Raw genomic sequence first — 22,167 nt, forward strand, 5'->3', positions numbered from 1 at the left:
TTTGTCTTTAGGCTGATTTTCCTATTCCCATGCGGGCGGTGACGCGCTTTTAGAAGGGCAGGAGGGCAGAAAAATGAGAGTGTTATTCTTACTGTTTATCGTATGTCCGGCAATTGAAATCGGTTTGTTTCTGTTGGCGGGAAAATGGCTCGGTATTTTTCCGACCTTCCTTCTCATCATTTTGACAGGCGTGTTAGGCGCTTTGGTGGCAAAAAGACAGGGAACCGATGTGTATCATCGGGTGATGCGCGACCTGCAGCACGGCAAAATGCCGGGGGAAGCGCTTCTTGACGGAATATGCGTCTTTTTCGGAGGCCTGCTTTTGATGCTTCCGGGTTTTCTGTCCGATATTGCAGGGGCCTGTCTTCTGATTCCGTTCACTCGGAACCGCATGAAGCCGTTTTTGTTCAAATGGCTGAGAGGGATGTCAAAAAACAAGCGGATCATTATCAAATAAAAAACGGCAGCCTTCTTACAGGGCTGCTGTTTTTATTTGGATTGAACAGTAATATAGGCCCATATTTCTTTTAGAGCGCCCGTTGTGATAAAGGCCTGAATGAAAACGAGCAGCGCGGGCCCCGCAGCCAGTCCTAAAATTCCGAACAATTTAAAGCCGGCAAACAGGGCGATTAAGGTCGCAAGCGGATCAAGTCCGATTGACTTGCTTAAAATTTTCGGCTCCGTCAGCTGGCGCTGAATGAGAACCACAATATATAAAACACCGAGACCGATCGCTTGAGGAAGCTGACCGGCAATGGCTAAATACATAATCCAGGGAACAAAGACCGACCCGGCGCCGAGATACGGGAGCAGATCAACCAGGCCGATAAAAAAGGCGATGGTTGCCGCATGCTCAATCCCTAAAAGAAAAAGTCCGATAAAGACAATGATCATCGTGAAAAGTATGAGCACGGCCTGCGCCTTAATGAAACCTGCCATCGCTTTTTTCAGCTCTCCCGATACGGCCTTGGCGTTTGCCGAAACCCGTTCCGGAAAAATGGAATAAAGCAGCGCCTTCAGCTTATGCCAGTCCTTTGTCATAAAAAAAGTCGCCAGCATTGCGAAAATGAAGACGGCAGCTGTATTGGGAAGGAAGGCAATCCATTTCGGCACCAGCTCCAAAAGATGTGAAAGCATGAGCCCTGCATTTTTAGCGGCTGTATCACCGAGGGTCTGAATATGCGTCACGATGGAAGCCTGCTGATTGGTTTCCAGCCCGTTAAATAAGACGGTCAGCTCGTGATACAATGGCTGAATGCGGGAAGTGAACAGTTCTTCGCAATACGTCATAAAGGCGCTGATATGGGGAGGGAGCGTTTTGGCCAGATAGGCGGTTCCCGAAATGATTTCCGCAACGAGAAATGTCGCCGCGCCGAGAAGAATAAGCAAAAAGAAGACCAGGACAATGACTGTATTGACTGACCGGGGCAGCCCCGTCAGTTTGTCCAGCCAGTCAACTACGGGAATGATCGCTGATGACAGAATAAGGGCGATCAGAAACGGATAAGTTAACGGAAATGAGGCGTAACCGGCCGCTAAAGCGCCGCCGGCCGCAGCGAGTACAAACAGCGCGCGGAAAAAAACAGTTGCATAGTGCGGATTCACATCGATCCTCCTCTCGGTCGGCACGTCCTATTACATTAGTTTATTCGTCAAAAAAAAGGATATGATTACAGATATGATGAAAGAGGGTGCTTTCAGGATGTTTACACAGGCGAATTTATTTTTACTATTATTGCTGGCCATCGCATTGGTAGCCAAAAATCAGTCATTGCTTTTTGCCGTCGGCTTTCTCATTGTGATAAAAGCTGTCGGTCTTGATCAGAAACTATATCCGGTTATTCAGTCAAAAGGCATCAACTGGGGGGTCACCGTCATTACAATCGCCGTTTTAGTGCCGATTGCCACAGGTGATATCGGTTTTAAACAGCTTGGAGAAGCGATGAAATCATATTATGCGTGGATCGCTCTCGGTGCCGGGATCGCGGTTGCCTTAATCGCCAAAAACGGTCTTACCTTATTGGAAAACGACCCTCATATTACAACGGCGCTGGTCATCGGCACGATACTTGCCGTCGCGCTTTTCGGAGGCGTTGCCGTCGGCCCGTTAATCGGCGCCGGAATCGCCTACTTGGCCATGCAAATCGTTAAAATATTCACTTCATAAAGTAAAAAAAGCGGCGTAAAGCTGCTTTTTTTTGCGGGTGAAAATAAGAGTTTGCAGCGCATTTTGTAGTTCAGACAAATGCCATTTGCATTATCCCGAGGAATGAAGTGGCTTACCATGTAACAAAGAACTTCGGAATCGACGGCGCATATTGTGCGATGACAGCGGATGCAGTAAGACGATTCCAATTGATGAATGGATTAAAAGCTGATGGAATTTATGCACTTGAACCAAATCAAAACTTGAAGTGTTGTTAAAATAAGCGGAGACCCTTTCCTTCAATTTGAAAGTTTGTTAAATTTATAGTGAGAATGAAAAAACACAATTCGGTTGGTAGTCCGGATGCATTATTTAAAATGTCAGTAACCTTCCCCTCCTCGGGATGTCCATCATTCTTCAGTAAATTTAGGAGGAGGGAATCGTTATGAAATTAACGGTTTACTACGATGGTCAGTTTTGGGTAGGAGTCATTGAAGTTGTGAATGATGGGAAATTAAGAGCCATTCGTCATTTGTTTGGACAAGAGCCCAAGGATTCAGAAATCATGCATTTTGTTCATAATCAACTTTTACAGACTCTCTCCCGTACTGAACAAGCAGGGGTTTGTGTTAAAGCAAAATCTAAGAAGTTAAACCCAAAAAGATTACAACGGCAAGCTTCTGAAGAGATGAAAAATATCGGGATATCAACTAAGGCGCAAAAAGCGATAAAACAGGAGCTTGAAGCAAGAAAAGAAAAGAAAAAACAACTGAACAGAAAACAAAGGGAAAAAATAAAGGAACAAAAATATTTAATCAGAAAACAAAAAGCAAAAGAAAAGCATAGGGGCAAATAGTTGGAGAACCCGATGGAGCCCTTCGATTGAAAAGTTGAGCGGCATCCGTTTTTTCTTCGGACTGATTTAGAAAGAAGAAGCAGAAATCGAGCCCTTCTCGAGATGAGGAGGGTTTTTCTGCATTTATTTAACTTCACTTACATCAGTAAATGAGTCAGTTTCAATTGATGAACGGTTTGATGAGGATATTTACGGGCTGAGTGCAAAAGCGAAAATCTTGTCTTAGCTGAAGTAATCATAAACTCTCTTTTTTATGAAGGGAGATGATTAATTTGAAAAACTAATTGTATTGTTGATCTTATATTTTCGTTAAGCTCTATCACAGTAGCTGCTGTTAAAACAGAACACCGCCAGAACCTAAAAGATTCTCAAGAGCTATTTGATGTTTTTATGTAAGAACTTTTATGTAAAGATATATTAACAATGTCCGTAAATTCTATAAGGCTGCCACTAAGAGACATTAATGGGAAGGCTTTATATTATAGCAAGGACCATATTTTCGTCTTTGTCTTTGGCCCATAAATGCCGTCAGCAGTCAGGCCGTACATTGGACTGGAATCGTTTGACTGCATTTGCTGTTTTCGGTCCGATAAAATTGAGAACTCTGCCCCATTCATATTATTCACTTTCCTAAGAAGGGGATTAAATTTGCGGTGAAGTTGTCGCGCCTGTCCTTTTAAAAATTCCCCAAAGCTCCCCCAAATGAAAACATGAGAATACATGGTTTTACAAAGCATCTGAAAGCAAGCGATTAAATTTATCAACGCCAAGCCTTGATATATAGGGCTTTTAAAACATTTTTAGTTAAAAGTCTACAAATTAATCAGATTATTGTTTATAATAAGAATAGGCTTAAACTTAAATAAGCTTATAAGAATTTGTTATGTTCCTCTATAAGCATACCGGTTATGTAACCGCAACCAGTGAAATGTAAGCATTTTCTTAAAGGGGAAAGGGATTGTTTGCATGACTCATTTTAAGTAAGCCGTATGTTTTATATACTCTTTAAAGGGGAATTTTGATTGAAAAGGAGAGGTTGAATATGACAGCAACACGCGGTCTTGAAGGGGTTGTAGCAACAACATCATCTGTAAGCTCTATTATCGACGATACCCTTACATATGTAGGGTACGATATTGACGACTTGACAGAGAATGCAAGTTTTGAAGAAATCATTTATTTGCTGTGGCATCTGCGCCTGCCGAATAAAACGGAACTTGCTGAACTGAAAAAACAGCTTGCGAAAGAAGCAGCCGTTCCACAAGAAATCATTGAGCACTTCAAATCCTATCCCCTCAATAACGTACATCCAATGGCTGCGCTCCGGACGGCGATTTCATTACTCGGTCTGACTGACAGTGAAGCCGATGTCATGAATCCGGAAGCGAACTACAGAAAAGCCATCCGTCTGCAGGCGAAAGTGCCGGGCATTGTCGCCGCTTTCTCAAGAATCCGCAAAGGACTTGATCCTGTTGAACCGAAGGAAGAGTACGGAATCGCGGAGAACTTCCTTTACACCTTAAACGGTGAAGAGCCTTCTCCGATCGAAGTGGAAGCGTTTAACAAAGCGCTCATTCTTCATGCGGATCATGAGCTGAACGCATCAACATTTACGGCGAGAGTATGTGTCGCCACCTTATCTGATATTTACTCAGGCATCACTGCCGCCATCGGCGCTTTAAAAGGACCGCTTCACGGCGGAGCCAATGAAGCCGTCATGAAAATGCTGACAGAAATCGGCGAAGTGGAAAACGCCGAGCCTTATATCCGCAGCAAAATGGAGAAAAAGGAAAAAGTAATGGGCTTCGGACACCGTGTGTATAAGCATGGGGACCCGCGGGCCAAACACTTAAAAGAAATGAGCAAACGCCTGACGAATCTGACGGGTGAAAGCAAATGGTACGAGATGTCAATCCGTGTCGAAGAAATCGTGACGTCGGAGAAAAAACTCCCGCCTAACGTTGATTTCTATTCCGCATCTGTATACCACAGTCTCGGCATTGATCACGATCTGTTCACGCCGATCTTTGCAGTCAGCAGAATGTCAGGATGGATCGCCCATATTCTTGAACAATACGATAACAACCGCCTCATCCGCCCGCGCGCTGATTACACGGGTCCGGATAAGCAGACTTTTGTTCCGATTGATGAAAGAGCCTGATCAAACGGGAGGCTGGTGATTTTCATGTCGTTAGCCTCTTGTTAATCAAGCCCGGATTGGTTTACAATTTTGATAGAATCTTGAGAAAAGTCATTTTATTTTTTATACAAGAAAAATAAAATGTTTTCTAAATATGAATTACATACTGGGAGGTAATATTGTGTCACAAGGTGAAAAAATTACAGTCTCTAATGGAGTATTAAACGTACCAAATAATCCGATTATCCCGTTTATTGAAGGCGACGGCACAGGCCCTGATATTTGGAACGCCGCTTCTAAAGTATTGGAAGCCGCTGTTGAAAAAGCATATAAAGGCGAGAAAAAAATTACGTGGAAAGAAGTTTATGCCGGTGAAAAGGCTTATAATAAAACAGGTGAGTGGCTTCCTGCCGAAACGCTGGAAGACATCAGAGAGTACTTCATCGCCATCAAAGGTCCTCTGACGACACCGGTCGGCGGCGGTATCCGTTCACTGAACGTGGCGCTGAGACAGGAGCTTGATTTGTTTACGTGCCTGCGCCCTGTCAGATATTTCACGGGAGTGCCTTCTCCGGTCAAACGTCCTGAAGATACGGATATGGTCATTTTCCGCGAGAATACGGAAGATATTTACGCCGGAATTGAGTATGCGAAAGGTTCTGAAGAAGTTGAAAAGCTGATCAGCTTCCTGCAAAATGAAATGGGCGTTAACAAAATCCGTTTCCCTGAAACGTCAGGAATCGGCATCAAGCCTGTTTCTGAAGAAGGCACAAGCCGCTTAGTCAGAGCTGCCATTGAGTATGCGATCGAAAACGGCCGTAAGTCTGTCACGCTTGTCCACAAAGGAAACATCATGAAGTTCACTGAAGGGGCATTTAAAAACTGGGGCTACGAGCTTGCCGAAAGAGAATACGGAGATAAAGTATTCACTTGGGCTGAATATGACCGCATTGTCGAAAAAGACGGAAAAGAAGCGGCTGATAAAGCGCAGAGCGAAGCGGAAGCGGCAGGGAAAATCATCGTCAAAGACAGCATCGCTGATATTTTCCTTCAGCAGATCTTAACCCGTCCGAGCGAATTCGACGTCGTGGCGACAATGAACTTAAACGGAGACTATATCTCTGATGCGCTTGCCGCTCAGGTAGGCGGAATCGGGATCGCGCCTGGAGCGAACATCAACTATGAAACAGGGCATGCGATTTTCGAAGCGACTCACGGAACGGCTCCTAAATATGCCGGCCTTGACAAAGTCAACCCGTCATCTGTCATCCTTTCAGGAGTGCTTCTTCTTGAACACCTGAACTGGAATGAGGCTGCTGACTTGATCATTAAATCTATGGAAAAAACGATTGCTTCAAAAGTAGTAACGTACGATTTTGCTAGATTAATGGACGGTGCAACTGAAGTGAAATGTTCAGAGTTCGGTGAAGAGCTCATCAAAAACATGGACTGAACCTAAAGCAGACTTCTAATGAAGCCAAAAAAGGAGAAGAGAATCATGGGAAAAACACGCAGTAAAGTTTCTGTTATCGGAGCAGGATTTACGGGAGCGACAACAGCCTTTCTTACAGCTCAAAAAGAGCTTGCGGACGTTGTGCTCGTTGATATTCCGCAATTAGAAAACCCGACAAAAGGAAAAGCGCTAGACATGCTCGAAGCAAGTCCGGTTCAAGGATTTGACGCGAAAATCACAGGCACGTCCAACTACGAGGACACAGCCGGTTCTGATATCGTCGTCATCACAGCCGGAATTGCGAGAAAACCAGGCATGAGCCGTGATGATCTCGTATCTACAAACGAAAAAATCATGAGAAGCGTCACACGTGAGATCGTGAAATATTCTCCTGACTGCATTATCGTTGTATTGACAAACCCTGTTGATGCGATGACATATGCGGTGTACAAAGAATCAGGCTTCCCGAAAGAACGCGTCATCGGACAATCCGGAGTGCTTGACACTGCGCGATTCAGAACATTCGTTGCTGAAGAATTAAACCTGTCTGTAAAAGATGTGACCGGTTTTGTTCTTGGCGGACACGGTGACGACATGGTTCCTCTCGTCCGTTATTCCTATGCGGGCGGCATTCCGCTTGAAACGCTTATCCCGAAAGACCGTCTTGATGCGATTGTAGAACGCACAAGAAAAGGCGGCGGGGAAATCGTCAACCTTCTCGGAAACGGAAGCGCCTACTACGCGCCTGCTGCATCATTGACTGAAATGGTAGAAGCCATTTTGAAAGATCAGCGCCGCGTGCTTCCGACCATCGCTTACTTAGAAGGCGAATACGGTCATGAAGGCATTTACTTAGGCGTACCGACGATTATCGGAGGAAACGGCCTAGAGCAAATCATCGAGCTTGAACTGACAGACTATGAAAAAGCGCAGCTGAGTAAATCAGTTGAATCTGTCAAAAACGTGATGAAAGTATTGTCATAAGAAAAAAGGGAAGGCTTCCGAATCAGAAGCCTTCCTCTTTTTACAATTAATGAAAGCGTTTTCTTTTTCTCTGAGCGATCCTTTCTCTGAAAATGATCAAAAAGGCGAATTGTCTGAACGGGCAGTATTGGATAAAATGAAATCATAAAGTGATATGCAGCACATAAAATAGAGAAAATTGGATGTCGGGGAAAATAGACAGCGGAGGGCGCAGCATGAACAAAAAAATTTTAGTTGTAGATGATGAACAATCTATCGTTACTCTTTTACAGTATAATCTGGAACGGTCCGGCTATGATGTCATAACCGCATCAGACGGCGAAGAGGCTCTGGAGCTGGCAGAGAATGAAAATCCGGATTTAATCGTACTGGATGTCATGCTGCCGAAAGTGGACGGAATCGATGTCTGTAAACAGCTCAGACAGCAGAAAATGATGGTTCCGATCTTGATGCTGACAGCAAAAGATGAGGAATTTGATAAGGTGCTGGGACTGGAGCTCGGAGCGGATGATTACATGACAAAGCCGTTCAGTCCGCGGGAAGTCACTGCGCGGGTGAAAGCCATTTTAAGAAGGGCTGACATTTCTTCGCTGTCACAAGGCAGAGAAGAGGAAAAGGACGGGCAGATCCTCATCGGCGAGCTGAAAATTCTTCCTGAGCATTACGAAGCGTATTTTAAGTCAGAACAGCTGGAATTGACGCCTAAAGAATTTGAACTGCTTCTGTATTTGGGAAAACACAAGGGAAGAGTGCTGACGAGAGATCTTCTGCTGAGCGCGGTCTGGAACTATGATTTTGCCGGGGATACCCGGATTGTTGACGTTCATATCAGCCATCTGCGCGACAAAATCGAATCAAATACCAAAAAACCCATCTATATTAAAACAATCAGAGGTTTGGGGTATAAACTGGAGGAGCCAAAAATGAATGAATAAAGTCCGTGTGCGTCTGTTCGCTTTACTCGTTGTATGTATCATATTGGTTTTCAGTGTTCTCGGCCTTTTTTTACAGCAGCTTATTTCTTCATCCGCTGAAGAAAGAACGGCGGATCAGCTGAAAAAGGAATCGGTATACATAGCGGGCCTTCTTGACACCGGCCGAATCGGCAATAAAAGCAATGAAACGGTAATCCGTGACGCCGGCCGCACCCTCGGTATAAACGTCTCCGTGCTCAACGAGAAGGGTGACGCCGTATATCATTCCGGCAGTCGTGCTGATGATTCAGCCGTAAAGGAGTTCATTTCTCACAATAAAAGCGAGGAAGCCGTACAGTCGAAAAGCAAAGTCATCCGCGGCACTGCTGTAAAAAATGACGCAGGGAAAATTGCGGGGTATGTACTCGTTTCCTCGGAGATCAACGGCGGTTCAAGCGTTACCGGAGAAATGTGGGGCATGCTGGCAGCAAGTCTTTGTACCGCTTTTATCATTATCGTTTTCTTTTATACAAACATGACGTCGCGTTACAAAAAATCAATCGACGCCGCGACAAAGGTGGCGACGGAGCTGTCCAAAGGGAATTACGACGCCCGCTCCTACAGCGGCTACGCAAGGCGGTCGGACCGTCTTGGGCGTGCGATGAACAGCCTGGCGGTCGATTTAATGGAAATGACAAGAACGCAGGATATGCAGCGCGATCGTCTGTTAACCGTCATTGAAAATATCGGATCCGGTTTGATTTTAATAGACGGGAGAGGTTTTATCAATCTCGTGAACCGGTCATACACGAAGCAGTTTCATACAAAGCCTGAACGTCTGCTTCGGCGCCTTTACCACGATGCGTTTGAACATGAGGAGATCATTCGGCTTGTCGAAGACATTTTTATGACGGAGACGAAAAAATGCCAGCTGCTCAGACTTCCCATCAACATTGAGCGGCGCTACTTTGAAGTTGACGGCGTTCCGATCATGGGCCCTGACGATGAATGGAAGGGCATCGTCCTCGTTTTTCACGATATGACGGAAATTAAAAAATTGGAGCAGATGAGAAAGGACTTCGTCGCCAATGTCTCCCATGAACTGAAAACACCGATCACCTCAATTAAAGGATTTACGGAAACACTGTTAGACGGAGCGATGAAAGACGAAAAGGCGCTTTCAGACTTTCTGTCTATCATTCTGAAAGAAAGTGAGCGGCTCCAATCTCTCGTGCAGGATTTATTGGATTTATCCAAGATGGAGCAGCAAAACTTTACGATGCGCGTAGAGTCCTTTGATGTTGCAAAAATTCTGCATGAAATTGAGGCGCTTTTGCAGCATAAGGCTGAGGAAAAAGGCATCAGCTTTCAGCTCGATCTCCCGGAAGAGCCGATTTTTGTGACGGGTGATGCGCACAGGCTGAAGCAGGTATTTTTGAATCTGGCGAACAATGCCCTGACCTACACGCCTGAAAAAGGGACGGTGGGGATTTCAGTACATGTGAAAGAAACCGTCGTCGATATCAAAGTGTCCGATACGGGAATCGGCATTCAGAAGGAAGAGATCCCGCGGATATTTGAGAGATTCTACCGCGTGGATAAAGACAGAAGCCGCAACTCGGGAGGAACCGGACTCGGCCTCGCCATCGTGAAGCACTTAATAGAAGCCCATGAAGGTAAAATCGAGGTCACAAGCGAGCCGGGACAGGGAACTGTGTTTACCGTGACGCTGAAGCGGCAGCCGGAAGCGTGATCAGCTTTACAAAGGATTAACAATTTCTTCATGACCTGTTAAACCTATCTTGTTAGGATGTAACAGAACCCCTTCATCCAAGGAGCCAATTTTGACGGCGGGAACGCGTTTTCTTGTTCCCGTCCTTTTTTGCGTTTTCACGGGGTTCGCTCATTTTCCTTTCAAATTGAACTTTGTTAAAATAAGAGAAGCTGTGAGATTAAAAAACAGAGGAATGACGAGCTTTTGCTCTTAGGAGGATATTGAATGACGGAACGAAAAAAATTAGTGCTTGTCGACGGAAACAGTCTGGCGTACCGGGCGTTTTTTGCATTGCCGCTTTTAAGCAATGAAAAAGGCATTCATACAAATGCCGTATACGGGTTTGCGATGATTTTAATGAAAATGCTGGAAGATGAAAAACCGACCCATATGCTGGTGGCTTTTGATGCGGGAAAAACCACTTTCCGCCACAGCACGTTTAAAGAATATAAAGGCGGAAGACAAAAAACGCCGCCGGAGCTTTCAGAACAGATGCCGTTCATCCGCGAGCTCCTTGATGCCTACAACATCAGCCGCTACGAGCTTCCTGAATATGAAGCGGACGATATTATCGGCACGCTTGCCGTATCTGCTGAAAAAGACGGCTTTGAAGTGAAGGTCGTTTCGGGGGACAAGGACTTAACCCAGCTTGCCACCGGGAAAACGACCGTTGCCATTACGAGAAAAGGCATTACCGACGTAGAAGATTACACGCCGGAGCACGTGCAGGAAAAGTACGGTCTGACCCCTTTGCAGATCATTGATATGAAGGGATTAATGGGGGATTCATCCGATAACATACCGGGCGTCCCCGGCGTCGGAGAAAAAACCGCGATTAAGCTCTTAAAGCAGTTCCATTCGGTTGAGAAACTGCTTGATTCCATTGATGAAGTCAGCGGAAAAAAATTAAAAGAAAAGCTTGAAGAATATAAGGAACAAGCCCTGATGAGCAAAGAGCTGGCGACGATTATGACAAATGCGCCGATTGAAGTCAAGCCCGAAGATTTAGATTACCAAGGGTTTGACCGTGAACAAGTTGTTGCCATTTTTAAAGACCTCGGTTTTAATACGCTTCTTGAGCGGCTCGGTGAAGAAAGCGGGGAAACGGCGGAAGAAAATTTTGAAGACATCAATGTCGAAACGGCAGAAGAAATCACCGAAAATATGCTCGTTTCGCCGTCCGCTTTGGTCGTCGAACAAATCGGTGATAACTATCACGAAGAACCGATCCTCGGCTTTTCCATCGTGAATGAAACAGGTCTTTATTATATCCCGAAAGAAATCGCCATTCAGTCTGAAGCTTTTAAATCTTGGGCTGAAGATGAATCGATGAAAAAATGGGTGTTCGACAGCAAACGTTCCGTCGTCGCTTTGCGCTGGCAGGGAATTGAGCTGAAGGGAACGGAATTTGACGCGCTCCTTGCTGCCTACATTATAAACCCGGGCAATTCGTACGACGATGTCGCGAGCGTAGCGAAAGAATACGGGCTGAATATCGTTTCAAAAGATGAAGCGGTATACGGAAAAGGCGCAAAACGCGCCGTTCCCGCTGAAAAAGAGCTTGCCGATCATCTCGCGCGGAAAGCGTCTGCCGTTAACAGCCTCCGTGACAAACTGCTTGACGCTTTGGAAGAAAATAATCAGCTTGAACTTTATCAAGATCTTGAACTCCCGCTTGCGCTAATTCTCGGAGAAATGGAATCAATGGGCGTCAAAGTGGATGTTGAAAGACTGAAGCGAATGGGAGAAGAGCTCAAGGCAAAACTGAAAGAATATGAAGAAAAAATCCATGACATCGCCGGTGAGCCGTTTAACATCAATTCACCAAAACAGCTCGGCGTCATTCTGTTTGAAAAACTCGGCCTGCCGCCAGTAAAGAAAACAAAAACAGGCTATTCCACTTCAGCTGATGTGCTTGAGAAGCTCGCCGACAAACATGATATCGTCGCGTACATTCTGCAATACAGACAAATCGGCAAACTCCAATCGACTTATATTGAAGGGCTGCTGAAAGTCACGCGCAAGGATTCTCATAAAGTGCATACACGATTCAATCAGGCATTGACGCAAACCGGACGCCTGAGCTCAACGGATCCGAACCTGCAAAATATTCCGATCCGGCTGGAGGAAGGGCGGAAAATCCGTCAGGCTTTCGTACCGTCCGAACCGGACTGGCTTATTTTCGCCGCCGATTATTCACAAATTGAATTAAGGGTGCTTGCGCATATTTCAAAAGATGAAAATCTGATCGAAGCATTTACGAATGACATGGACATTCACACAAAAACCGCCATGGACGTGTTTCATGTCAGTGAAGATGAAGTGACACAAGCGATGCGCCGCCAGGCAAAGGCCGTCAATTTCGGGATCGTTTACGGCATCAGTGATTACGGGCTGTCGCAAAACCTCGGCATCACCCGGAAAGAAGCGGGCGCTTTTATTGACCGCTATTTGGAGAGCTTCCCGGGCGTCAAGGCATATATGGAAGAATCGGTGCAGGAAGCGAAACAAAAAGGATATGTGACGACACTTATGCAGCGCCGCCGCTATATCCCTGAGCTGACCAGCCGCAACTTCAACCTGCGGAGCTTTGCGGAACGGACGGCCATGAATACGCCGATTCAGGGAAGCGCCGCTGATATTATTAAAAAAGCCATGATTGACATGGCAGCTGAGCTGAAAGAGAAAAACCTGAAGGCGCGGCTGCTGCTTCAGGTGCACGATGAATTGATTTTTGAAGCGCCTAAGGAAGAAATTGAAATATTAGAGAAGCTGGTGCCTGAAGTGATGGAGCATGCTTTGGCATTAGACGTGCCGCTGAAGGCTGATTATGCTTCAGGGCCGTCCTGGTACGATGCAAAATAAACAGAAAAAAAGGAAGTGATGATTGTGCCGGAATTACCAGAAGTTGAAACGGTCCGGCGCACTCTGACCGGTCTTGTGAAGGGGAAAACGATTGAATCGGCGGATATCAGATGGCCGAATATCATCAAAAAACCCGCCGAGCCGGAGGAATTCGCGCGGCAGATTGCAGGAGAAACGATCCGATCCATCGGAAGAAGGGGAAAGTTTTTGCTTTTCCATCTGGATCATTATGTCATGGTGTCCCACCTGCGGATGGAGGGGAAATACGGTCTTCATCAGGCCGATGAGCCTGACGATAAACATGTGCACGTCGTGTTTCACATGACGGACGGAACACAGCTCCGCTACCGGGATGTCCGGAAATTCGGCACGATGCATTTATTTGCGCCGGGAGAGGAACGGATTGCATTGCCGCTTTCACAGCTCGGGCCCGAACCAGATGATGAAGCATTTACCGCCGATTATTTAAAAGAGCGGCTTGCAAAAACGAACCGCGCGGTGAAAACCGCCCTGCTCGATCAAAAAGCGGTCGTCGGCCTCGGCAACATTTATGTCGATGAAGCTTTATTCCGGGCGCGTATTCATCCTGAGACAAAAGCGAACAGTCTGTCGGACGGGCAGATAAAAACGCTTCATACAGAAATTAAAGACACCCTTCAGGAAGCGATTGACGCGGGCGGGAGCACCGTCCGGTCTTATATCAATTCTCAAGGGGAAATCGGAATGTTTCAGCTCAAACATTACGTATACGGCAAAAAGGATGAACCGTGCAAAACGTGCGGCACGATGATTTCTAAAATCGTGGTCGGCGGAAGGGGAACGCATTTTTGCGCCCGCTGCCAAAAAAAAATCATAAACTGAAGCTGTTCAAGCAGGCGGCAGCAGAATGACTTTTTTCTAACACAGTTGATGACCTTTCTCCATATATATATTGTGATTCACCCAATAGGCATATGCCACAATTGCCGATCAAGAGAAAGGGAGAAACGGATATGGAGATTGTTTCTTTGCTGCTTTTGGCTTTTGCTGTCAGCTTGGACAGTTTTTCAGTCGGGTTTACGTACGGTTTGAGAAAAATGAAAATCCCGTTCAAAGCGATTGCCGTGATCGCCTGCTGTTCAGCCTCTGTGATGTTTATATCCATGCTGATCGGCCATTTTCTGACAAAGATTTTTCCCGTATCCGTCACGGAGAAACTGGGCGGGCTGATCTTAATCGGAATCGGGGCATGGGTCATCTGGCAATTTTTTAAACCGGCTAAAGAGCCGGATTACTTATTGCATGAAAAAACGCTGCTTAATCTTGAAGTGAAATCGCTCGGCATCGTCATTCATATTTTGAAAAAACCGACCAGCGCCGATATTGATCAATCCGGAACCATTAACGGAGTCGAGGCGCTTCTGCTCGGTATCGCCTTATCCATTGACGCGTTTGGCGCCGGGCTGGGAGCGGCCATTCTCGGCTTTTCTCCGGTTATGATGAGCGTGACTGTCGGGGTGATGAGCTCGCTGTTTGTTTCACTCGGCATAAACGCTGGGCATTTGCTCTCAAGATGGAATTGGATAGATAAAATGACATTTTTGCCGGGAGTCCTGCTGATTATCATCGGGATTTGGAAAATGTAAGAAGGAGTGGGCTTTTTGAGCTTGGTCATCGGTTTAACGGGAGGCATCGCAAGCGGCAAAAGCACGGTAGCGCGTATGCTGATCGACAAAAAAATAACAGTCATTGATGCGGATGTCATCGCGAAACAGGCGGTGGAAAAAGGAATGCCGGCTTACGGACAAATTGTGGAAGCATTCGGAAAAGACATCCTGCTGGAAAACGGCGGCATTGACAGAAAAAAACTCGGTTCTATCGTTTTCACTGACGAACAGAAGCGTCTGAAGCTGAATCAGATCGTTCATCCGGCAGTGCGTGCGGAAATGCTGAAACAGCGGGATGAAGCCGTTGCGAGAAAAGAGCAGTTCGTCGTTTTGGATATACCGCTTTTGTATGAAAGCGGGCTTGATTATCTTGTCGGCAAGGTGCTCGTCGTCACCGTACCGGCAGACATTCAGCTCAAACGGCTGATGGAGCGGAATTCCCTGACAGAAGAAGAAGCGATGAGCCGGATAACGTCGCAAATGCCTTTAGCGGACAAAGCAAAAAAAGCTGACGCCGTCATTGATAACAGCGGCAGTCTTGAACATACAAAGCACCAGCTTGAGGAAGTATTGAGCGGCTGGGCATAAACAAACACCGTTCGGAAAGCCGAACGGTGTTTTTCTGGTTAAAAATCAAAATTGTCAGGGTCCGGACCGACACGGAGATTTTCGTTCAGATCATCAATCCGCTTCATATCGTCAGCTGACAGTTCGAAATCAAAGACATTTGCATTTTCTTCAATACGGTGTTTTTTAGTTGATTTCGGAATGGTGATGACACCGTTTTGCAAATCCCAGCGCAAAATCACTTGAGCGGCTGATTTGCCGTATTTCTCAGCGATCTCCTGTAAGACGGGGTGATCAAGCAGCTGCCCTTGCATCAATGGCGACCACGCTTCAAGCTGAATGCCTTGTTCAGTGCAGAAAGCAAGCAGTTCTTTCTGTGTCAGGCGCGGGTGGTACTCCACCTGGTTGATCATCGGCTTGATTTCCGTTTCTTTCATGAGATGTTTCAGATGGTGAATTTGGAAATTGCTGACCCCGATCGCCTTAATGCGTCCATCCCGGTAGAGGGTTTCGAGCGCCCGCCACGCATCGATGTACTTTCCTTCGACAGGCCAATGGATCAAATATAAATCTAAATAATCTAAACCGAGTTTTTCTAAGCTTGTGTCAAACGCTTTTAACGTTTCTTCATATCCTAAATCGGCATTCCATACTTTTGACGTGACAAAAATGTCTTCACGTTTTAATCCCGCTTCTTGCAGCCCTTGGCGGATGCCTTCGCCGACACCTTCTTCATTTCCGTAAATCGCGGCGGTATCAACGCTGCGATAGCCGTGCACCAATGCCGTTTTCACCGCGTTGACGAGTTCCGCGCCTTCCTCTACTTTGAAAACTCCGATGCCGAACCAAGGCATCTCTACTCCGTTATGCAATGTTGCTTTTGCTTGTAAATGTGTTGTCATGTATATATTCCTCCTATTATTTGTCTGTTGAAAAAATCAAAATGCGCTGAAGAAAAACTCACCTCCTTTCAATGGCAGTGCGATCCCGCTTTTCAAGCTTCCTGCTCCATCCGGTTAATACGACCGCGCTGAGCACCATCAGCGCCCCGATCCAAGCGGTATGAATGATTCCGATTGAGTCTGTAATGATTCCGCCGGCAAACGAGCCGATCGCGATTCCGGCATTAAATGCTGCGATATTTAAGGCTGATGCTGTATCAACGGCGCTTGGCGCAAAACGTTCACTCAGCATCACGACATATACCTGAAGCCCCGGCACATTCATAAACGCCAACAGCCCCATGAAAATAATGGTGATCAGCCCGGCTGTTTTAAACGGCGCGGTAAAAGTCAGGACAAACAGCACAGCAGCCTGGACAATGAACATATAAAACAAGGCTTTCAGCGGATTCCGGTTTGATAAACGGCCGCCAATCATGTTTCCGATGGCAATCGCAATTCCGTAAATGAGCAGGATGGCCGCGACGGTTTCTTTCTGAAAACCGGTTACCTCCTGAAGAAGCGGAGATAAATACGTAAACACGACAAACGTTCCGCCGTAGCCTAACGCCGTAATAATAAATAAAAGCAATAACCGGCCGTTTGTGACGAGTTTGACCTGCTCGGAAAATGCGGTTTTCGTCCCTTTTCGCAAATGTGACGGAACGAGAAGCGCGTTTGTGAGGAATGCGATGATTCCTACCGCCACAATGACGGCAAAGGCAATCCTCCATCCGAATTGCTGGCCGAGATAGGTGCCGAACGGAACGCCGGTCACCGTAGCCACCGTCAGCCCCGTGAACATAATGGAAATCGCGCTTGCTCTTTTATGCTCCGGCACGATATTGGCGGCGATCGTTGCCCCGATTGACATGAAAATGCCGTGGGAAAAAGCCGAAATGACCCGTGCCGCCAGTAAGACGCCGATTGAGGAAGCGCTCGCTGCGAGTGTATTTCCGGCGATAAAAATCAACATCACCCAGAGCAGCAGCGTTTTCCGCGACATGCCGGATGTGAGAGACGTTAAAACCGGCGCGCCGAATGTCACGCCCAGAGCATACATGGAAACGGTAAGTCCCGCCGTTGTCACAGGTATATGCAGATCTTGAGATATAAGCGGCAGCAGTCCGACGCTGATAAATTCGGTTGTGCCGATCGCAAAAGCGCTGACGGCTAATGCCAGCAGCGCTGGTAAATAGCTTTGGCGATGTGAAGACATCTGTTTTCCTCCTTAAACGATAATGTATGGTTGAAATGATGCCGGGTAAACGATATAAGTATAAGAGTACATTCCTTTTCAGCCGGCAAATGTCATTATGATTGATAGAAGTGTCATTGAAAAGAACGTACTTTTAAGTGCCATAGGCACTTTTTAGTTCCTATAGATGAGGAGGAATTACCGTTGCTGAAGAAAAAATACAATATATCCGTAGAGGCGGCGCTTGAAGTGATCGGCGGAAAATGGAAGTGTGTGATCCTCTGCCACCTCATGCGCGGGAAAAAACGGACAAGCGAATTGAAGCGGCTTATGCCGGACATCACCCAGAAGATGCTGACACAGCAATTGCGGGAGCTGGAAGCTGACGGCGTCATCAACCGGATCGTGTACAATCAGGTGCCGCCGAAAGTGGAATACGAGCTGAGTGAATACGGGCACAGTCTGGAAAGAATTTTAAATGCGCTGTGTGACTGGGGCGCGATGCATATTGCTAAACGGTACGGCGAGGTGTCTTCCGTTTTAGAGGACAGCATTTTAAATGACAAATTTAAAGAACCGGGACAAATATAAGAAAAAAGCAGGCAGCCTGAGACGCTGATCCTGCTTTTTTTATGGAAGAAAGATCATTTTATATGCAAAAAAACCGATTGAACAACATATTGATCGGTATAAGGGTGGATTTTTATCAAGTTGTACTGGCGGATTTCTTTTAATGTGTTATACTATATATAAATAAAGGTAAATTAGAGTGGCATATTAAAAAGGGGTGACCTGAGCATGAAGGTAAAAGTAGCAATCAACGGGTTTGGAAGAATCGGAAGAATGGTGTTCAGAAAAGCAATGGAAGATGATCAAATTCAAATAACAGCCATTAATGCAAGCTATCCCCCGGAAACGCTTGCTCATTTGATAAAGTATGACACAATTCACGGCAAATACGATCAAGAAGTTGAGACCGCCGACGACAGCCTGATCGTCAACGGAAAACATATTATGCTGTTCAATCGCCGGGACCCGAGAGAGCTTCCGTGGAAAGAATGCGGAATAGACATCGTCGTAGAGGCAACGGGGAAATTTAATTCAAAAGAAAAAGCGATGAGCCATATTGAAGCAGGGGCGAAAAAAGTCATTTTAACGGCTCCGGGCAAAAATGAAGACGTTACCATTGTCATGGGAGTAAATGAAGAGCAGTTCAATCCCGATGAACATGTCATTATTTCAAATGCATCCTGCACGACAAACTGTCTTGCGCCGGTCGTCAAAGTGCTTGATCAGGAATTCGGGATTGAAAGCGGCCTGATGACGACTGTTCACGCTTACACGAATGATCAAAAAAATATCGACAATCCGCATAAAGATCTGCGGAGGGCGAGAGCGTGCGGAGAATCCATCATTCCGACTTCTACAGGCGCCGCTAAAGCGCTGTCGCTCGTGCTGCCTCATTTGAAAGGAAAACTTCACGGTCTTGCTTTGCGTGTTCCCGTTCCGAATGTGTCATTAGTGGACCTTGTCTGCGATCTGAAAACAGATGTGTCTGCCGAGCAAGTGAACGCCGCTTTCCAAAGAGCCGCAAAAACGTCGATGTACGGAATTCTTGATTATTCGGATGAGCCGCTCGTTTCTTCGGATTATAATACGAATTCACACTCTGCGATCATCGACGGACTGACAACGATGGTGATGGAAGACCGAAAAGTAAAGGTGCTCGCCTGGTATGACAATGAATGGGGATATTCCTGCCGGGTCGTTGATCTTATCCGTCACGTCGCCGCGCGAATGAAACACCCGTCAGCTGTGTAGACTAAAGATCATGGACATTTGTTAGAAAAAAACCCTTAACGGCATATTCGCAAAAAACACACCTTGCAAAATAAACTTAAACACAGTATACTATCTTTCGTGAACTTCTTGCTCGTGACTGCTTCGGAATTACTTAAAGGGTTAGGACCTCTCCGGACTAACTTTCCCCCGTGGTAAATGGCCGGGTCAGTTCTCGGAAATTCACTTTTTTAATTCTTGTTAAGGGGGGTCCATGATTATGGAAACAATGGGGCGTCACGTCATCTCCGAGCTGTGGGGATGCGATTTTGATAAGCTCAATGACATGGATTTTATTGAAAAAACGTTTGTAAATGCTGCTTTGAAATCAGGAGCTGAGGTGCGCGAGGTCGCATTTCACAAATTTGCACCGCAAGGCGTAAGCGGAGTCGTTATTATCTCTGAGTCACATTTAACGATTCACAGTTTTCCTGAACACGGATATGCAAGCATTGATGTTTATACTTGTGGAGACCTGGATCCTAATGTGGCTGCGGATTACATTGCGGACGCATTACATGCAGATACAAGAGAAAACATTGAAATACCGAGAGGAATGGGGCCTGTACAGATTAAACAGGCACAAGCGAAAGTACTGTAATTTTCAAAACGCAAACACAAGGGAGCTAAGCTGAAAAAGCCATTACGCGCTTTGAAGCTGATGCTCCTTTTCTAATGTAAAAAAACAGCATTGCTTTTTCTTTAAGCATTTTTTTTGTAAAATAGAAAAGATAAGGCCGGTCTATCGGCTCTCCCAACAAATAGGCTCATCCTAGAAACGTTGGCGGGCATTTACCGGAAGCTTGCGAACCGCATTACAGCAACGAAACAGATGGGAGCTGATCCAATTTGAAATGTCCTTCATGCCAGCATAACGGTTCCCGCGTACTTGATTCACGGCCTGCGGACGAAGGGAAATCAATCCGCAGAAGGCGGGAATGCGAAGCCTGCCATTACCGCTTCACTACATTTGAGAAGTTTGAAGAGATGCCTCTGATCGTCGTGAAAAAAGAAGGCGTCCGGGAAGAATTCAGCCGTGAAAAAATGCTGCGCGGGTTAATTAAAGCTTGTGAAAAAAGGCCCGTTCCTTTAAAAACATTGGAAGACATGTGCTTTGACATTGAAAAAGAGCTGAGAAACCAAGGCGTATCTGAAGTCAAAAGCGAACTTGTCGGAGAAATGGTAATGGACCGCCTGGCGAAAATCGATGAGGTGTCTTATGTCCGCTTTGCCTCCGTCTACCGGCAGTTTAAGGATATAAACGTGTTTATCGATGAATTGAAAGATTTAATAAAGAAAGAACGCTGAGAGAGCTAAGAGATTGTGTCTGGCTCTTTTCTCATGAGCAAAATTGGCATTTGATAGATCGCAGAAACGGTGTAAAATGAGAGTAGAAACATATCGGAAGGTTTGAGAATCATGGCTGACTATTGGAATGACGTATTGCCTGTAGATCCTTATACGGTCAAAAGCCGTTCGCTTCTTCAGGATGTCGACAGACAGGTTTTGACACATCTGTACCAGCCGCTGATCGGTTCTTTTGCATTCTCCCTTTATATGACCTTATGGGGGGAGCTTGAGCAGAACCGCTTGTGGGGAGCGGAATCCACGCACAGGCAGCTGATGGGCATGATGCAGTCAAATTTAAAAAAGATTCATCATGAACAGGGAAAGCTTGAAGGAATCGGGCTGCTGAAAGTGTATATCCGGGAGTCCGAGCAAAAAGAGCGGATGTTTATTTATGAGCTGCTGCCCCCGCTCAGGCCGAATGATTTTTTTGAAGACGGCATGCTGAATGTCTTTCTTTATAACAGAGTCGGTAAAACGAAATACCAGCAGCTGAGACAATTTTACACGCACCCTTCCGTCGGCGCGGGCGCAAGGGAAATTACCCGTCCGTTTAATCACGCCTTTGCCTCTTTTCAGCCGAGTGAATGGAAAATGACGCCTGATATGGAAGAGGCGATGAAGCTCCCCGAGGACTATGAGACGGCGTCTGTCGGACAAGCGCCTTCCTATACGGTGACGGAGGAAGTGTTTGATTTTGAGCTGTTTTTGGCGGGGTTATCAGAAACGATGATACCGCGCAAATCAATCACACAGGATGTGCGGGAGAGCATTAAAAAGCTTTCATATTTATACGGAATAGATCCTATCTCCATGCAGCACGTCGTCATGACCGCAATTAATGAACAGGATACGATAACGGCAGAAGCGCTGAGGAAAGCGGCCAGCGACTGGTACCAAATTGAAAGAAGCGGCAAGCTTCCGGAACTGATTGATAAAACACAGCCTGTCACCTTGAGAGAAAACCGGACGGAAAAGGACGATTCATTGAACGGCGAACTCATCGCACAGCTTGAGACCATATCACCGAGAAAGCTTCTTCAGGACATTGCGGACGGGACCGAGCCGTCAAAAGCCGACCTGCAGATCATCGCCGATATTATGTTCGAACAAAAGCTTGAGCCCGGCGTCACCAATGTGCTGATTTATTATGTCATGCTGAAAACGGATATGAAGCTGTCCAAAAACTATATCCAAAAAATCGCCGCCCACTGGGCCAGAAAGAAAGTCAAAACGGTACGGGAAGCAATGAAGCTCGCAATAGAAGAGCACAGACAATATCTTGATTGGGCGGACGGCAAAACAAACGGCGCGGCGCGCAGCAAAAAAACCGTCCGGGAAGAAAAGCGCCCTGATTGGATGAAAGAAGAAGAAACCGGGAAGAAACAAGAACAGCCGGCTCTTTCCGCACAGGATCTTGAAGAACAGAAGAAAAAAATGATGGAAGAAATGAAAAAACTGAAAAAATACTCTGCCTATTGAGACAGAGAAGCGGGG

General features: G+C 46.1%; 20 protein-coding genes and 2 pseudogenes. 18 read left to right on the forward strand and 4 right to left on the reverse strand.

What is annotated here, in order from left to right; all coding sequences use genetic code 11:
• Positions 1 to 73 precede the first annotated feature (73 nt).
• A complete protein-coding gene (locus MJQ52_RS17570) occupies positions 74 to 457 on the forward strand; it encodes an FxsA family protein (protein WP_003152445.1) in 384 nt (127 codons plus the stop codon).
• Between the two features lie 32 nt (positions 458 to 489).
• Here the strand turns inward: MJQ52_RS17570 and ytvI are convergent, their stop codons facing one another.
• The gene (gene ytvI / locus MJQ52_RS17575; RefSeq protein WP_003152446.1) at positions 490 to 1,605 is read right to left on the reverse strand and encodes a sporulation integral membrane protein YtvI; all 1,116 of its coding nucleotides are present in this window, start codon (positions 1,603 to 1,605) and stop codon (positions 490 to 492) included.
• Positions 1,606 to 1,702: 97 nt separating this feature from the next.
• On the opposite strand from ytvI, the gene MJQ52_RS17580 reads away from it, so the two are divergent.
• The 3 genes and pseudogenes from MJQ52_RS17580 (at position 1,703) to MJQ52_RS17590 (ending at position 3,002) form a co-directional block, all read left to right on the forward strand.
• Positions 1,703 to 2,167: a DUF441 domain-containing protein gene (locus MJQ52_RS17580; RefSeq protein ID WP_094247667.1), complete on the forward strand. Its 465-nt coding sequence runs from the start codon at positions 1,703 to 1,705 to the stop codon at positions 2,165 to 2,167.
• Between the two features lie 125 nt (positions 2,168 to 2,292).
• Positions 2,293 to 2,429, forward strand: a pseudogene (locus tag MJQ52_RS17585) (peptidoglycan-binding domain-containing protein); the annotation flags it as partial.
• A 162-nt stretch (positions 2,430 to 2,591) separates the two neighbouring features.
• Positions 2,592 to 3,002, forward strand: a complete 411-nt coding sequence (locus tag MJQ52_RS17590; RefSeq protein ID WP_025853235.1) for a YjdF family protein — start codon at positions 2,592 to 2,594, stop codon at positions 3,000 to 3,002.
• A gap of 479 nt (positions 3,003 to 3,481) precedes the next feature.
• Here the strand turns inward: MJQ52_RS17590 and MJQ52_RS17595 are convergent.
• Positions 3,482 to 3,590, reverse strand: a pseudogene (locus tag MJQ52_RS17595) (peptidoglycan-binding domain-containing protein); the annotation flags it as partial.
• Positions 3,591 to 4,044: 454 nt separating this feature from the next.
• Between MJQ52_RS17595 and citZ the strand changes: the two are divergent.
• From citZ to coaE, 9 genes are all read left to right on the forward strand, one after another.
• The gene (gene citZ, locus MJQ52_RS17600; protein WP_003152453.1) at positions 4,045 to 5,163 is read left to right on the forward strand and encodes a citrate synthase; all 1,119 of its coding nucleotides are present in this window, start codon (positions 4,045 to 4,047) and stop codon (positions 5,161 to 5,163) included.
• A 160-nt stretch (positions 5,164 to 5,323) separates the two neighbouring features.
• Positions 5,324 to 6,595, forward strand: a complete 1,272-nt coding sequence (icd, locus tag MJQ52_RS17605; protein WP_003152454.1) for an NADP-dependent isocitrate dehydrogenase — start codon at positions 5,324 to 5,326, stop codon at positions 6,593 to 6,595.
• Positions 6,596 to 6,640: 45 nt separating this feature from the next.
• Entirely contained in the window at positions 6,641 to 7,579 is a 939-nt protein-coding gene (gene mdh / locus MJQ52_RS17610; protein WP_003152455.1) for a malate dehydrogenase, read from the forward strand.
• 215 nt (positions 7,580 to 7,794) lie between these two features.
• Entirely contained in the window at positions 7,795 to 8,514 is a 720-nt protein-coding gene (locus tag MJQ52_RS17615) for a response regulator transcription factor (protein WP_003152457.1), read from the forward strand.
• Positions 8,507 to 10,246, forward strand: coding sequence for a two-component system histidine kinase PnpS (gene pnpS, locus MJQ52_RS17620; protein ID WP_094247669.1), 1,740 nt, complete (start codon positions 8,507 to 8,509; stop codon positions 10,244 to 10,246). Before MJQ52_RS17615 ends, pnpS begins: the two co-directional genes overlap by 8 nt.
• Positions 10,247 to 10,492: 246 nt before the next feature.
• Positions 10,493 to 13,132 (forward strand): DNA polymerase I, encoded by a 2,640-nt coding sequence (polA, locus tag MJQ52_RS17625; RefSeq protein WP_191073202.1) that lies wholly within the window; start codon positions 10,493 to 10,495, stop codon positions 13,130 to 13,132.
• A gap of 24 nt (positions 13,133 to 13,156) precedes the next feature.
• Positions 13,157 to 13,993 carry a DNA-formamidopyrimidine glycosylase gene (gene mutM / locus MJQ52_RS17630; RefSeq protein ID WP_434181841.1) on the forward strand — a complete coding sequence of 279 codons (837 nt, stop codon included), beginning with the start codon at positions 13,157 to 13,159 and terminating at the stop codon, positions 13,991 to 13,993.
• A 131-nt stretch (positions 13,994 to 14,124) separates the two neighbouring features.
• Positions 14,125 to 14,757: a sporulation membrane protein YtaF gene (gene ytaF, locus MJQ52_RS17635; protein ID WP_014305562.1), complete on the forward strand. Its 633-nt coding sequence runs from the start codon at positions 14,125 to 14,127 to the stop codon at positions 14,755 to 14,757.
• Between the two features lie 15 nt (positions 14,758 to 14,772).
• A complete protein-coding gene (gene coaE / locus MJQ52_RS17640; protein ID WP_031379146.1) occupies positions 14,773 to 15,366 on the forward strand; it encodes a dephospho-CoA kinase in 594 nt (197 codons plus the stop codon).
• A 38-nt stretch (positions 15,367 to 15,404) separates the two neighbouring features.
• Here the strand turns inward: coaE and MJQ52_RS17645 are convergent, their stop codons facing one another.
• Positions 15,405 to 16,247 carry an aldo/keto reductase gene (locus MJQ52_RS17645; protein ID WP_003152464.1) on the reverse strand — a complete coding sequence of 281 codons (843 nt, stop codon included), beginning with the start codon at positions 16,245 to 16,247 and terminating at the stop codon, positions 15,405 to 15,407.
• Positions 16,248 to 16,305: 58 nt separating this feature from the next.
• Positions 16,306 to 17,505, reverse strand: a complete 1,200-nt coding sequence (locus MJQ52_RS17650; RefSeq protein ID WP_063174673.1) for an MFS transporter — start codon at positions 17,503 to 17,505, stop codon at positions 16,306 to 16,308.
• Positions 17,506 to 17,688: 183 nt separating this feature from the next.
• Between MJQ52_RS17650 and MJQ52_RS17655 the strand changes: the two genes are divergently transcribed.
• The 5 genes from MJQ52_RS17655 (at position 17,689) to MJQ52_RS17675 (ending at position 22,152) form a co-directional block, all read left to right on the forward strand.
• Complete coding sequence (locus MJQ52_RS17655; RefSeq protein ID WP_003152469.1) at positions 17,689 to 18,075, forward strand: winged helix-turn-helix transcriptional regulator; 387 nt, start codon at positions 17,689 to 17,691, stop codon at positions 18,073 to 18,075.
• 207 nt (positions 18,076 to 18,282) lie between these two features.
• Positions 18,283 to 19,305: a glyceraldehyde-3-phosphate dehydrogenase gene (locus MJQ52_RS17660; protein WP_063174674.1), complete on the forward strand. Its 1,023-nt coding sequence runs from the start codon at positions 18,283 to 18,285 to the stop codon at positions 19,303 to 19,305.
• Between the two features lie 238 nt (positions 19,306 to 19,543).
• On the forward strand, positions 19,544 to 19,924 hold the full coding sequence (speD, locus tag MJQ52_RS17665; protein WP_003152471.1) for an adenosylmethionine decarboxylase: 381 nt from the start codon (positions 19,544 to 19,546) through the stop codon (positions 19,922 to 19,924).
• Between the two features lie 248 nt (positions 19,925 to 20,172).
• On the forward strand, positions 20,173 to 20,631 hold the full coding sequence (gene nrdR, locus MJQ52_RS17670; protein ID WP_003152473.1) for a transcriptional regulator NrdR: 459 nt from the start codon (positions 20,173 to 20,175) through the stop codon (positions 20,629 to 20,631).
• Between the two features lie 111 nt (positions 20,632 to 20,742).
• On the forward strand, positions 20,743 to 22,152 hold the full coding sequence (locus tag MJQ52_RS17675) for a replication initiation and membrane attachment family protein (RefSeq protein WP_094247671.1): 1,410 nt from the start codon (positions 20,743 to 20,745) through the stop codon (positions 22,150 to 22,152).
• The last annotated feature ends 15 nt before the right edge of the window (positions 22,153 to 22,167 follow it).

Source organism: Bacillus sp. jun7 (assembly GCF_051034795.1).
GTDB lineage: Bacteria > Bacillota > Bacilli > Bacillales > Bacillaceae > Bacillus > Bacillus velezensis.